This window comes from Vibrio sp. Hep-1b-8 (assembly GCF_006124995.1).
Lineage (GTDB): Bacteria > Pseudomonadota > Gammaproteobacteria > Enterobacterales > Vibrionaceae > Vibrio.
On the sequence record NZ_QEWN01000113.1, the window covers coordinates 1 to 14137 of the forward strand.

Annotated in this window: 10 protein-coding genes; 3 read left to right on the forward strand and 7 right to left on the reverse strand. The window is 43.5% G+C overall.

Annotation, left to right across the window (positions count from 1 at the left end; translation table 11 throughout):
- Nucleotides 1-74 precede the first annotated feature (74 nt).
- From DA100_RS14180 to aspA, 6 genes are all read right to left on the reverse strand, one after another.
- Nucleotides 75-1085, reverse strand: coding sequence for an ornithine carbamoyltransferase (locus tag DA100_RS14180; RefSeq protein WP_138972743.1), 1011 nt, complete (start codon nt 1083-1085; stop codon nt 75-77).
- 164 nt (nt 1086-1249) lie between these two features.
- A complete protein-coding gene (gene arcC / locus DA100_RS14185; protein WP_138972744.1) occupies nt 1250-2161 on the reverse strand; it encodes a carbamate kinase in 912 nt (303 codons plus the stop codon).
- A gap of 57 nt (nt 2162-2218) precedes the next feature.
- A complete protein-coding gene (arcA, locus tag DA100_RS14190) occupies nt 2219-3442 on the reverse strand; it encodes an arginine deiminase (RefSeq protein ID WP_138972745.1) in 1224 nt (407 codons plus the stop codon).
- A 775-nt stretch (nt 3443-4217) separates the two neighbouring features.
- Nucleotides 4218-5666: a YfcC family protein gene (locus DA100_RS14195; protein ID WP_138972746.1), complete on the reverse strand. Its 1449-nt coding sequence runs from the start codon at nt 5664-5666 to the stop codon at nt 4218-4220.
- A gap of 481 nt (nt 5667-6147) precedes the next feature.
- On the reverse strand, nt 6148-7455 hold the full coding sequence (locus tag DA100_RS14200; protein WP_138972747.1) for an anaerobic C4-dicarboxylate transporter: 1308 nt from the start codon (nt 7453-7455) through the stop codon (nt 6148-6150).
- A 152-nt stretch (nt 7456-7607) separates the two neighbouring features.
- The gene (aspA, locus tag DA100_RS14205) at nt 7608-9059 is read right to left on the reverse strand and encodes an aspartate ammonia-lyase (RefSeq protein ID WP_138972748.1); all 1452 of its coding nucleotides are present in this window, start codon (nt 9057-9059) and stop codon (nt 7608-7610) included.
- A 328-nt stretch (nt 9060-9387) separates the two neighbouring features.
- Between aspA and DA100_RS14210 the strand changes: the two genes are divergently transcribed.
- Both DA100_RS14210 and DA100_RS14215 read left to right on the forward strand, forming a co-directional pair.
- The gene (locus DA100_RS14210; protein WP_138972749.1) at nt 9388-9903 is read left to right on the forward strand and encodes an FxsA family protein; all 516 of its coding nucleotides are present in this window, start codon (nt 9388-9390) and stop codon (nt 9901-9903) included.
- 347 nt (nt 9904-10250) lie between these two features.
- A complete protein-coding gene (locus tag DA100_RS14215) occupies nt 10251-12848 on the forward strand; it encodes an ExeM/NucH family extracellular endonuclease (RefSeq protein ID WP_138972750.1) in 2598 nt (865 codons plus the stop codon).
- Nucleotides 12849-12973: 125 nt separating this feature from the next.
- Here the strand turns inward: DA100_RS14215 and DA100_RS14220 are convergent, their stop codons facing one another.
- Nucleotides 12974-13300: a hypothetical protein gene (locus DA100_RS14220; protein ID WP_138972751.1), complete on the reverse strand. Its 327-nt coding sequence runs from the start codon at nt 13298-13300 to the stop codon at nt 12974-12976.
- A gap of 428 nt (nt 13301-13728) precedes the next feature.
- Between DA100_RS14220 and DA100_RS14225 the strand changes: the two genes are divergently transcribed.
- Complete coding sequence (locus DA100_RS14225; RefSeq protein WP_138972752.1) at nt 13729-14085, forward strand: hypothetical protein; 357 nt, start codon at nt 13729-13731, stop codon at nt 14083-14085.
- The last annotated feature ends 52 nt before the right edge of the window (nt 14086-14137 follow it).

Consider the following 14137-nt stretch of genomic DNA (forward strand, 5'->3'; position numbering starts at 1 on the left):
AAAAAAATGCGGGCTTTATTCAGGGGGATTTTACTCTCCTTGCCAAATGCCACCCGCATTCCCCTGCAGTTCGATTAGTCGCCTAGAGTTGCCACCATTACCGCTTTGATAGTGTGCATGCGGTTTTCTGCTTCATCGAACACGATAGAGTGTTTAGATTCAACCACTTCATCGGTCACTTCTACACCGTCTTTCAGTTGTGGGTACTCAGCCGCTAGCTGTTTACCAACGGTAGTATCTTCACCGTGGAACGCTGGTAGGCAGTGCATGAATTTCACATCTGGGTTACCCGTCGCTTTGATCATGTCCATATTGACTTGGTAAGGCATCATTAGGTTGATACGCTCAGCCCAAGCTTCTTTCGCTTCACCCATAGATACCCAAACGTCAGTGTATAGGTAATCACAGCCTTGAACGCCTTCTTGAACGTCTTCTGTCATGGTGATCTTAGCACCAGTTTCTTCAGCGATTGCACGACATTGAGCAACAAGCTGCTCTTCTGGCCAGAATGCTTTTGGCGCTACAAGGCGAATATCCATACCCATCTTAGCCGCACCAACCATGAGTGAGTTACCCATGTTGTTGCGTGCATCACCTAGGTAAGCAAACTTCATTTCGTGAAGTTGGTTACCACGGCCGTGTTCCATCATAGTTAGGAAGTCAGCTAGGATTTGAGTTGGGTGGAATTCGTCTGTTAGGCCATTCCATACTGGTACACCAGCGTAAGCGCCTAGCTCTTCAACGATCTCTTGACCAAAGCCACGGTATTCGATGCCGTCATACATGCGACCAAGAACACGCGCAGTATCTTTCATTGATTCTTTGTGACCGATTTGAGAGCCAGATGGGCCTAAGTAAGAAACTTGAGCACCTTGGTCAAATGCCGCAACTTCAAAGGCACAGCGAGTACGAGTCGACGTTTTCTCGAAGATTAGCGCAATGTTTTTGCCTTTTAGACGAGGTTGCTCATAGCCGTTGTATTTTGCTTTTTTAAGTTCCGCAGAAAGATCCAATAGGTGTTGGATTTCACGTGGAGTAAAGTCTAGTAGTTTTAGGAAGTTACGGTTGCGTAGGTTGAAAGCCATGATGTTTTCCTTCTTATCGTTTAACGCTTTCTGGTTGCAGGGAAAGAGGTAGAAAGCGCAGTAATAAATTGAGTATTTTTGCCTCTGATGACAGTTGGGGTTCAGAAGCCTCGCTAATTCAACGAGACACAAGGCTTCTGACCCGATTCAAACTGTCAGCAGTGTTAACCTTTAGTGATATTGGTGCCCGCAGTGCCTTGTAGGATGCGAAGACCATCTTCTAGTGAGCCGATGCCGACCACTTTGCCGCCTTGTTTAACGAACTCACATGACGCTTCGATTTTTGGTCCCATTGAGCCAGCATCAAATTGGTATTTGGCCAGTTCACTAGGAGTGGTGCTGCGCAGTGCATGTTGAGTTGGTTTGCCCCAGTCTAGGTAAACCGCGTCGGCGTCAGTCAGGATAAGTAGCGCATCCGCATCCAGCTGTTTTGCTAGGAATGCTGCTGACATGTCTTTGTCGATAACGGCTTCGACGCCAACCAGTTTGCCGTTTTCACGTTTAACTGGAATACCACCGCCGCCAGTACAGATAACTAGGTGACCTTCATCGATGAGCTTAGTAATCGCTTCGTGCTCGATGATGCCAGTTGGTTGTGGGCTTGGTACGACACGGCGGAAGTGTTTGCCATCTGGTTTGATAGTCCACTGGTACTTCTCAGCCATTTCACGCGCTTCAGCTTCTTCGTAGATTGGACCGATAGGCTTAGTTGGGTCAGCAAACGCAGGATCGTTTGGATCAACCGTCATTTGAGTCAACATGCAAGTCGCGTTGATGTCTGGCATTTGGTTCTTGAACTCTTGCATTAGCATGTAGCCGATCATGCCTTGTGTTTCGCTACCCAGTACGTCAAGTGGGTATGGAGATACTTTCTTGTATTCCAATCCTTGAAGAGCGAGTAGACCTACTTGTGGACCATTACCGTGTACCAGTACCACGTTGTACTCTTTGGCAATTTCAGAAATCGTTTTTACCGCGATTTCAATGTTATGGCGTTGAACTTCTGCTTCTAGTGGCTCACCGCGACGAAGTAGGGCGTTACCGCCAAGTGCTACTACTACTGTTTGTTTAGTCATTGCTTTAATCTCTCTGCAGGGGCAGGAGCAATAGGGCTCCTGCCACAAATCACTTAGTTAGATACCATCACGCTCGATTGGGCAGCTCATGCAGCGCGCACCGCCACGACCACGACCTAGCTCGTCACCTGGGATAGGTAGAACCGTGATACCTGCTTTGTCGTATTTCTCGTTGGTGTAAGTGTTGCCTTCGTAGCCAATGACCACGCCTGGTTTCACCGTAAGAACGTTGTTAGCGTCGTTCCATTGCTCGCGTTCTGCGTGGAAGTTGTCACCACCAGTGGTGATTAGATTTAGCTTGTCTACGCCTAGTGCTTTCTCGATAGCAGTAACGAAGTAGCCTTCTTCTTTCACATTTACTTTGCCTGATTCATCGCCAGTTAGGCTCCAGCACTTAACGTCTTTACGAATAACTTCTGGGTAGACAGAGAAGGTATCTTCATTCATGTGCGTCATTACAGTATCTAGGTGCATGCAAGAGCGGTGTTTAGGTAACTCCATTGCAATGATCTGTTTCGCTTGACCGTTTTTGAACAGGCCTGACGCTAGATGTTCAACACCTTGAGCGGTTGTACGTTCAGACATACCGATAAGCACTGAACCGCGGCCGATAACGAGTACATCACCGCCTTCAATCGTAGAGTTGTCGTAGTTGATGTTTTCATCGTCGCCGAAGTACTTAATGAAGTCTTGGCCAGCGAAGGTTGGGTGCCAGCGGTAGATAGCACGTACGTGGTTTGTTTCACGTTGACGAGCCGGTTTCGCCATTGGGTTGATAGATACACCACCGTAAACCCAGCAAGACGTGTCGCGAGTGAATAGATGGTTTGGAAGTGGTTCGATGATGAAGTCAGTTGGAGCATGCAGACCTTGCATCATTGAAGATGACTTCATTGGCATTTCTGCGTATGAAAGACCACCAGTCAGGATTTTTGCAAGTTCTAGGTTTGGTAGATCACCTAGGTAGCAGCGAACATCGTTAGCGAACGTTTTACCCAAGCGGTAATCAGAAACCTGACGGCTTAGAAGCCAGTCTTTTGCTTCAGGAACTGCTAGAGTATCAGCAAGCAAATCAGTAAGAAGAAGAACTTCAACACCTTGATCGCGCAAAGTTTGAGTGAATACGTCGTGCTCTTTACCTGCACGCTCTACCGCTAATACGTCATCAAATAGCAGGTCGTGACAGTTAGAAGGCGTCAGGTGAGTTAGAGCTCGTCTTGGACGATGAACAAGAACGCGACGTAATTGACCGATTTCAGAACCTACGTAAAACTTACTCATGATCGTATCTCTCTTATTTTATAATTAGTCTTTATTTAAAAACTAATAATTAATTTGTAGGGAATTGAGGTGTGAATTTATTTATTCACTTATTTTGTTTCTGGAATTCATATTACGCCTGTTGGTGTAGGTTTCTTAGAGATCAATCACAGAACGTTTTTTATGCTCCAGCCCTTATTCTATAAGGCTTTTAACAATATCTATGCAGTTGTTATTGAGCTGTAACACCCCTAAAAAGCCGCTTGTTAGGGAAGTTTATGCATTCTATTATTCAACAGGCCAAGTAAATGTTGAATATGAGGAAAAATATGCATGGCAATTATATTGATTAATGTCTGAATAAGATTGAAATATGCAGTAAATCGCCCTAGTTAAGTGCTTTTGTAAGTGTATTTAATCGTTTTATAACAAAATATTTGGTAGTAAATGTAATCTCGATCACATTAAGGTTTTTGATTTCAATTATTCGATATTGGTGAGTGGATTAATTTAATTCATTATATTTGATACTTTTTCTAATTAACGGATAAACATCGGCATACTGATGAACGCTTGGTACGGATAATAGGTAACGCCATAGGGGAATTTGGACCTGACTTCTAGGTAAGAGAGGTCACAGCGGCTTGTAAGGGAGCGAGAAGCTAGGAGGTAAAGGTATTGAGCGAGCCTGTTTCTGAACAGAGCAAATCCTTTATTCGCTACAAAACAAAAAAACCGCCCGAAGGCGGTTTTGAGTGGGCTCACTACCTTGTGAGCCAGGGCTAGGAAAAGAAACCTAGATTAGAGCGCCAATACTTAGCACAGCAATACAGAATAGAGTCAGGATGGCAAGTAGTGGTGCGACCCATTTAACCCAACGAACATATGGAACACGAGCGATAGCTAAGCCACCCATAACGACAGCAGAGGTCGGGGTAATAAGGTTAACCAAGCCTGATGCTGATTGGTATGCAGTGATAACCAGGTCGCGACCAACGCCAGCAAAGTCCGCTAGTGGCGCCATAATTGGCATTGTTAGTACCGCCAGACCAGAGGTAGAAGGCACTAGGAATGACAGTAAGATCTCAAGGAAGAACATCACGTTAATGAACACAACAGATGAAAGACCAGTAACCATTTGTTCAGCAGAGAACAGAATCGTGTCGGTAATCATACCTCGGTCCATGACCACAACAATACCGCGCGCGATACCGATAATCAGTGCGACACCTAGTAGGTCACGAGCACCATCAATAAAGCTGTTAGTGAAGTCCTCTTCGCTCATACGAGCCACCAGACCTACCAGGATTGTAGCCGCGAGGAACATCGCAGAGATTTCTGCCATCCACCATCCAGCAACTGATACGCCGTAGATCATCACACCAAATGAGCCGCCAAAGATAGTCAGGATAACTTTGCGAGTGGTAGTGAACTCAAGACCTTCGTCAGATTGGTTGCCTAAGAAGTGAGCCTTATTCTCTTCGTATTTGTCGTAAACGATTGATTTAGATTGGTCTTCACGCACCATACGAGCGTAGCGCATAACGTATGCTACACAGATGCCGTAGCCGACAACCAACATAATCGCACGTAACATGATGCCATCGGTAAATGGAATACCAGATGCATTCGCTGCGATAACAGTAGCAAATGGGTTGATGGTTGAGCCTAGTACACCGATACCTGCGCCGAGTAGTACCGTTGCCGCTGCAACAAGTGGGTCGAAGCGTGCAGCCATCATGACAGGGACAAGAAGGGTGTAGAATGGTAATGACTCTTCAGCCATACCGTAGACAGTACCACCTGCAGCGAATAGCGCCATCAGGATCGGTATCATCATCTCCTCACGGCCTTGCAAACGATGGGTAACGCGTTCGATCCCCGCATCAATGGCACCTGTTTTGGTCACAAGACCAAGGAAACCACCGATAACAAGGATAAATAAAGAAACGTCGATAGCCGCGGCTTCATAGCTATTGTGGTCATAGAAACCATCAATAGGCGCTAGAAGTACATCGATAACACCTTGCGGGTTTCCTTCAACCGCTTTATAGGTTCCGGTGACTGGGACTTCACGGCCCAGATCTTCGTTCATTGCACGGTCGTATTGGCCTGCTGGAACAATCCAGGTCAGCATTGCAACCAGAGCGATTAAGACAAAAAGAATGGTGTATGCAGAAGGGAATTTAAAGTTGGCAAAGAAGCCGCCTTTTTTTGCTTCAGTCGGTACAGTTTGGGTTGTCATGGCTATCTCCTTACTTTTATTTATATACCAATAAATAAAAGTGAATCAGCGACTCATTGTTATTAATAATTAAATAACTTATTGGTAGGGTAAGTTATTGGTATTCGTTTAAATATTTAGAACGTTATATTTCCGTTCTTTGTTGTCATTTTATAAGTATTAAGATGAGATTAACCTTGGTGATCTTCACAAAAACATACAGATGAAAATCGCTTGAGTCAGGATGTGTTTTTTTCTTGGGTTATTTGTTTGAAATAGGCGGATTAATATTCTTATGTGCCTGACTGGAACAAGGGTGTAACAAGCACTTATTGGCTGTTTTTGATTTGACGGGAATTTTATTCAAACGTTGGGATTAAAATGCATAAAAGGTTTTTGAACACTTTATTGATTAAAGTCAAAAATAAAATGTGATCTTAATTTTTTACGAGAAACAAAATAAAAAAGGGAGCCGAAGCTCCCTTTTTAATCGTCGTGTTTATTAGATGAATAAACCACCGAATGTAAAGCCAAGAGCAACCGCTGACGCAATAGTCACCACACCAGGGATAAAGAATGGGTGGTTAAATACGTATTTGCCAATACGTGTTGAACCTGTATCGTCCATCTCTACCGCTGCAAGCAGAGTAGGGTAGGTAGGCAGAACGAACAGTGCACTCACTGCAGCGAACGAAGCCACTGCCGTTAGCGGAGCAACACCAATAGCAAGTGCCGCAGGCATTAGAGCTACGGTAGTTGCACCTTGTGAGTACAGCAGCATTGAAGCAAAGAACAGTACCATTGCTAGCATCCATGGGTAATCAGCAAGCAACTCACCCGCCACCTCTTTAATGCCTGCAACGTGCGCGTTGACAAACGTTGAACCAAGCCATGCGACACCTAGAACACAGACACATGCTGTCATACCTGAACGGAATGTTGCAGCAGATGGGATCTTAGATGCATCAATTTTGGTAATAAGCACGATTGCCGCTGCCGCTGCCAACATCACTGTCATGATCGCCTCGTTACGACCCAGAGCAGGGTCTTTGATCAGACCAATTGAGCCAGAGATTGCAGCGGCATAACAAACCACAAAGCCAATTGCAGCAAGGAAGATGTAAGTGGCTGTTTTTGCAGTTGGTAAGATTTCACGTTGGGTTTCAGTTGATAGCTTGATCAGACCTTTTTCAAGACGTTCTTGATAAATAGGGTCATCTTTAAGTTCACTACCCATGAAGTTCGCGACGAATGCACCAATCATACAAGCAAGGAATGTTGTTGGAATACATACAGCCAGTAGCGTCAGGTAATCAACGCCCATAGGCGCTAGCATAGCCGCAAATGCCACAACAGCCGCAGAGATTGGCGAAGCAGTGATAGCAATCTGAGAAGCAACAACCGCGATAGATAGAGGACGAGAAGGACGTACACCTTGACCTTTAGCAACTTCAGCAATAACAGGCAGTGTTGAGAACGCAGTATGTCCCGTACCTGCCATTAGCGTCATGACGAAAGTTACAATTGGCGCATAAAAGGTGATGCGCTCAGGGTGTTTACGCAAAAAGTTTTCTGCCACTTGCACTAGCCAGTCCATACCACCGGCAACTTGCATTGCGGCAATTGCTGTGATTACAGACATGATGATGAGAATAACATCGACCGGAATAAACGCTTGGCTGGTTGGTACGCCAAGCACTAGAGAGAGTGCGATAACACCTGCACCACCCGCCAAACCAATTCCGATACCGCCAATTCTTGCTCCTAAATAGATAAAGAGCAGAACGACAAACAGTTCGACTGCCACCATATTGATACCTCTTAAATGTAAATGATAATTCGAATTACCTAACGACTCAGTGTCTAAGTGGTTAGATAATAGGAATAGAAAACCTTGTTCGTTGTGTGGTTAACGTGTAAGCGTCCAAAAAAGGGCTCCTTGGGAGCCCTTTCTTGCGGTGATTATTCGTAGCGTTTGGCTTTATACGTTGGGTGCATAAAGTTTTCAACAGAAAGAATATCGTCCAGTTCTTCCGCAGTGAGTAGGCCTCGTTCAAGGACAACTTCACGAACACTCTTACCTGTTTCTGCACAGATCTTACCGACGATATCGCCTTCATGGTGGCCAATGTATGGGTTTAGGTAAGTCACGATACCAATTGAGTTGTAAACGTAGTTTTCGCAAACTTCTTTGTTCACAGTAATACCATCGATACACTTATCACGTAGGTTGACACAGGCATTGTGTAGTAGAGAGATAGACTCAAATACACTTTGTGCAATCACTGGTTCCATAACATTTAGCTGTAGCTGACCACCTTCTGCTGCAAAAGAAACCGTGTTGTCGTTACCTAGAACTTTAAAGCAAACTTGGTTTACTACTTCAGGGATAACTGGGTTTACTTTAGCTGGCATGATTGAAGAACCAGCTTGCATTTCAGGAAGGTTCAGTTCGTTTAGACCTGCACGTGGACCAGAAGAAAGCAGACGAAGGTCGTTACAGATCTTCGATAGTTTCACCGCTAGACGCTTAAGTGCACCGTGTGTCATTACGTAGGCACCACAGTCAGAAGTCGCTTCAATTAAGTCTTCAGCAGGAACGACTTCAAGACCAGTTACTTCGGCTAGGTGTTTTACCGCTAGAGCTTGGTAACCTGTCGGAGCATTTAGACCAGTACCGATTGCTGTCGCACCAAGGTTGATTTCTAGCAGCAGCTTAGATGTGTAATCTAGGGCACGAATTTCTTCGTTTAGCGTTACTGCCCACGCATGGAATTCTTGGCCTACTGTCATAGGAACCGCATCTTGAAGCTGAGTACGACCCATCTTCAGTATGTTTTTGAATTCTTGTGCTTTAAGTTCGAATGCACCTTTTAGGTACTCAATCGCTTCCATCAACTGGTGTACACTGTTGTAAACCGCAATGCGGAAACCAGTAGGGTAGGCACAGTTCGTTGATTGGCTCTTGTTTACGTGATCATTCGGGTTGATGAACTCATATTGGCCTTTTTCCTTGCCCATAAGTTCTAGTGCAACGTTCGCGATGACTTCGTTGGTGTTCATGTTCACTGAAGTACCAGCGCCACCCTGGAATACGTCTGATGGGAACTGATCCATGCACTTACCTGTTTCAAGGATCAAATCACACGCTTCAAGAATGTAGTTTGCAACGTCTTTAGGAATAGCACCCAACTCTTTGTTCGCAAGTGCAGCCGCTTTTTTCGTCATTACCATACCGCGAACAAACTCAGGTACATCTGAGATGGTGGTACTTGAAATGTTGAAGTTTTCGATAGCGCGAAGAGTGTGGATACCGTAGTAAGCGTCAGCAGGAACGTGACGTTCACCTAGTAGGTCTTCTTCAATACGAGTTGCTTGGTTCGCCTTTTTTGGGGCATCAGTTAGGGTAGCCATACAGGATCCTTAGAGATTTATTCTGATAATTAAGTTCAATTCTAGCCATTCTGTAGTTAAGGAATCCATTCGGCAGAGTTTTTGGCTGTATAATCCGTCCTGACTTATGTGGCACATGATACTGTACCTAGCATTTAAAAATAGTAACTTGATCACCTTTTTTGCTTTTGTTTAGTTAAAGTTTTGCAAGATATGAACAGGGTATTAATAGCCCTTTAGTGGTAGTGTCTTATTGAGTTTTTTATCACATTCTTGTCACGTTTTTTTACTGCTTTAATTTGAGCTCACCCTGCTGAACACGTACACTGAAGCGAACAAAGGAGGGCGTGTGTTTCCTATCTTATTATTGCTGTTTATCTTCGTACCTATTATTGAAATAGGCCTATTTATTCAAGTGGGTGGCTACCTAGGTTTGTGGCCAACCATTGCCTTGGTGCTGATCACTGCATTTGTCGGTGCATCTTTGGTACGCAGTCAGGGTATTCAGACGTTAATGTCGGTACAACATCGCCTTCAGCAGGGCGAACTCCCTGCACAGCAGATCTTTGAAGGTGTGATGTTAGCGGTTGCGGGTGTGTTGCTGTTAACACCTGGCTTTATGACTGATGCATTGGGGATGCTTGTTCTATTACCAGCGCCTAGGTCTGCAATCGCTAAATATCTGATGAGTAAAATGGTGGTTAAATCTGTAGGCGGTGGATTCCATGGCAGTTTTCACGGCGATCAGTTTGGACAGAACCCTTTCAATCACGATACCTCCTATCGACATGATCAAAGCCAAGGCTCGACATTTGAGGGCGAGTATGAACGTAAGGATGATGACGAACATAACAGGCTGAAATAGCTTTAATACCTTCTCCAAAAGGCGCTGTATAGCGCCTTTTTTAATACACATAAAAGACACTGCTGACTAGAGCTTTTATTCTATTAATTAGCGAAAGCTTAATTAATTCAGTGCTCTAATCTCAAAAATGAAACTTCTGTTATCCCGTTTTGTTGAAAGTTTGACTGTGCTTCAATTATTCATCACATCTATGAGATCAGCATCTCACTGTCATTGAATGTAATTTTTTGTTTCATAAAAAAGGACAACACTGGACATGGTTTATTAATAGGTAGTCACACAAATAGTGATTTGGAACACGCTTTCTCGTTGTTGTTCGACATTGGAAGCGATGCATGGTGGATAACATGAAACAAAAATTTACTCCAACGCTACTTGCAGCAGTGGTAGCAGGTGCTCTCTCGTCTCCAGCAATGGCTGACGTAATTATTTCTCAGTATGTCGAAGGTGGCAGCAACAACAAAGCGATCGAAATTGCCAATACGGGTGATAGTTCGGTTTCTCTGGATGGCTATGAACTGGCGAAAATCAATAATGGTGTCGGTGATTGGGGCAGTAAGTTGTCATTAAGTGGTCGTGTATTAGAGGCGCAAAGTGTTTTGGTTGTCGCAAATACCAGCGCGAGTAATGAGATCAAAGCCGTTGCCGATATCCTAAATGGCTCAGTTATGAGCTTTAATGGTAACGATCCTGTTGCGCTACTCAAAGATGGTGTGGCACATGATGTACTTGGAGTGATGGGTGGCAGTTCTTTCGCAACAGACATCACCTTAGTACGTAATTCGGATGCGATGACGCCATCTTCTACTTATGACGCTTCTCAATGGTCATCACTACCGAAAGACAGTATTCAAGGTTTAGGTGTTCTTGATGGCGGTACGGCTCCACAGCCGTTTGCTTGTACTCAAGACGGTGCTGAGCCAATCTTTACTTCTATCCAAGAGATACAAGGCGAAGGTGATACCTCTCCATTCATTAGTGGCTATCCATACATCACCGACCAAGAGTTCTTTGTTAAAGGTGTGGTGAGTGCAGTGACGACAGGGCTAACTAAAGGTTTCTACCTTCAAGCTCTGACCGATGATTACAACCCTGAAACGTCAGAAGGACTATTTGTACATACTAATCAGTCAAGTTCGGAACTTCAGGCTGGCGATATCGTGTGTGTAAAAGGCAAAGTACAAGAGTACTACAACCATACGCAGCTAAAAGCGGAAAACAACAACTGGGTTAAGCAGGGTGAGCAAGCAGCTCCGAGTGCAACGGATATCGAAATCCTTGCCACTGACGCTAACTTTGATCGCACTCTTGAACGCTACGAGGGCATGCTAGTTAGAACAACGGAAGCGTTGGATATGCGAGTCACTCGTACTTTCGGTTATGACTATGCAGCGCGTCGCAACAACATGGTTCTCGCTCAAGGTCGCATTAGCATGCAGCCTAACCAGAACTTTGCCGCGGGTTCAGAAGAAGCGAAACAGCAAAGTATCGAGAACGCGGAGCGTCGTCTATTTGTTGAGTCTGACGCTAAAGCGCCAAATGGCTCAATCCCATATTACCCAGACTTTGGTCGTACAGATGTAGATCAAGATGGTTCGACGGAAGATTACATCCGTATCGATGATACGATTGTTGGCCTAGAAGGTGTGATTACCTATAGTTACGGCGATTACCGTCTGATTCCAACCAATACTCTAACAAGTGAAAGCTTTGTTCGTAATGACCCGCGAACTCAAGACATTGAGATGAAAGAGGGCGACCTACGCATCGCGACTTTCAACGTATTGAACTACTTCAACTCACCATTCGGTGGTAATACCAACCCGCATGGCGATAGCCGTGGTGCGAACAATTACGAAGAATTTGAAGTTCAACAAGCGAAAATTGTGAATGCTATCTTGCGTCTTGATGCTGATATCGTTGGCTTAATGGAAATTGAGAATAACGGTTTTGGTGACAGCGGTGCGATCCGTCAGTTGGTTGATCAATTGAATGCTCGTATCGAGAAGAAGAAAGATCGTTACGCTATTGTTGCTATCGATTCAAATGGCGACAAGGTGACGGATGAAAATGATTACATCGGTACAGATGTCATTACCACAGGGGTTATTTACCGTCCAAAAGTGGTTAAGCTGCAAGAATCTCGAGTTATTGCCATGCCAAGCCAACAAGCTCCAGAAGTCGTGGATGATAAAGGTAAAGTGATTGAAGATGGTAAGAACTACCAGCGTGATTCATTGGCACCTACCTTTAAAGTCAAAGGTACCAAAGAGCAGATCACTGTTGCTATTAACCACCTTAAGTCAAAAGGTTCTAAGTGCTGGGAAGATGCAGCGCCAGTAGAACAAGGTGGTCAGGGCGGTCAAGATCTAGATAAGCAAGGCTCATGTGAGAACTTCCGTGTTGCTGCGGCTGTTGCTCTGGGCGATGCTCTGAATGAAATCGACGGTCACAAAGTGATTCTTGGCGATATGAACTCTTACGGTATGGAAGATCCAATGCTGGTTCTGACTGACTACAGTGAAGAGAAATACGCTAAGACAATCAAAGCAGCACGTAACACTTACATTAATGGTGAAGTGCAATACGGCGATGAAGGTGCGTTGATTTCACACAACTACGGTTACATTAATGCGGTAGCAAAAGCACATCCAAACAGCTGGAGTTACTCGTTCAATGATGAGGTTGGTGCACTGGATCACCTATTAATCAGTTCAAGTCTAGAGAAGCATTTTGTTGATGCCACTGATTGGCACATCAATGGTGGTGAGTCGACATTGTTTGACTACAACGATGAGTTCAAAGGTGATCTACCTAAGTACAAAGACCACTTCCGTTCTTCTGACCACGATCCTGCGGTCCTGGAACTTAACATGGCAGGTTCATTTGGCTTTGGCGCCATGATGTCACTGTTTGGTCTAGCTCTATGGCGTCGTCGTAAGTAATAAGCCTTAGCTTTAGTCAAAAAGAACACCGCCACACTATGAATGATGTGGCGGTGTTCTATTTTCTGAATCAATTTCATTCTATTAGCTTTATTCTGCACTTATGATTTCCTGAATGACGGTTTTTACTCGCGTTTTGTTGCGATTATATTGTCAATCACCCTAATACCTTCCTCATCGCAACTTGAATCAATCATTACAGGTATTTCAGCGATAAATGCACTAAGAATTAGTGACTTAGCCATATCATAGACTTCACTGTTACTTTTTAATATCCACGCGCCAACACCATTTTCTCCTTCACAGTTTATGCTTCCCCCAAGTTCAGACGAGACCTTTATAGTGTCCCCTGATAGCTCGACCTCAACATCTCTAATTAGATAAAAATCATCTATTGCATATGAAAACGTCGAATTTAACATTACAAGTAATAGAAGTGTTATGTATTTCATTGTGACCTCTCTGTAATATGTGAAAATCTTAATCACTTTTTATTATCAAATTAATAGCTTAGATCTTAAATTGATACCTCCAATACATTGAAAACCATTGATAATAATTTATCACTTATTTTTCTTTTAATTTGTAGGTGTTTTCTTTTTAAGAGGGAGGTAATTTCTCACATCAAATCTGAACGCAATTATCGAAATACTCAGGTGTTTGTTTTTTAAAGGTGGATTTTAAAATGCTCATTTACTTTTTGATGAATATGTTTTGGATTCTTTTTTTGTAAGAAAATTACTATTTTTTAAAGTTTGAATTAGCTTTGTCTTTTTGTTGTTATCATTGTTATCTTTGTTTTTTTTAAAGTAAGTTGTTTTTATTGAGTTGATGTTTTACATATTTAAAGCACTTTCTTTTAGGTTTAAGAGGTGGTTCCATGAAGAATAATCTAATGAAGTTATTACTACTACCTTTATTTGCTTCCTTTGCTTCCGTTATTTTTAATGAAAATAATAAGGATGCCGAAGATTTATCTACAGTTAACATAATTAATCCAGAGAAGCATGTTTTGAGCCCGAATGCTAGTTTTCCCTCGCCTATAATTCAATTGCAACAGACATTGGCGCACGGTTTGATTGAAGTTGAACCGGATGATTTTCCTATGTTAAGTAAAGATATTGTGGATTTATATCAGAAAAATATAGAACACAGTACCTTACCTCCAGCACCAGAGCTTGAGGAACTGAAAAAAAAGTTGAAGAGTCTTAAAACTTACATCCAAAAGAGTAATTAGGAGATGGCTTTCCGAATAACTTGCTTCGTCATTGGTATTTTAAATAGTGGTG